The following is a 239-nucleotide window of genomic DNA, read 5'->3' as shown; positions in this document are numbered from 1 at the left end:
CGGTTTAACAAAAACAGCTTATGTAAAGCCAGCCGCTGATTTAAATGACGTAGAGCATGTTGTAGTTGCGAAACGTGAAACGCCTTCAGCGCCATTAGAATAGGAGGGGGAGAAGAGATGATGAAGATTTTAAAAAGAGCAGCTCTTCCTCTTTTGCTCCTTTTTGCTTTTTTATTTGAAAATATGTTTGCTACTATTGTTCCATCAGAGGTTTTTTGGAAAGACAGTATAGCATCACC

General features: G+C 38.9%; 2 pseudogenes. Both read left to right on the top strand.

The window, feature by feature from the left end:
- Positions 1–103: pseudogene (locus KVT11_RS20520) on the top strand (rod shape-determining protein MreC); the annotation flags it as partial.
- A 14-nt stretch (positions 104–117) separates the two neighbouring features.
- Positions 118–239, top strand: a pseudogene (locus KVT11_RS20515) (rod shape-determining protein MreD); the annotation flags it as partial.

It is taken from the genome of Bacillus sp. GbtcB10 (assembly GCF_019091365.1).
GTDB classification, from domain to species: domain Bacteria; phylum Bacillota; class Bacilli; order Bacillales; family Bacillaceae; genus Bacillus; species Bacillus altitudinis.
The sequence above is the reverse complement of the archived record's forward strand: the minus strand, read 5'-3'. Positions and strand labels throughout refer to the sequence as shown.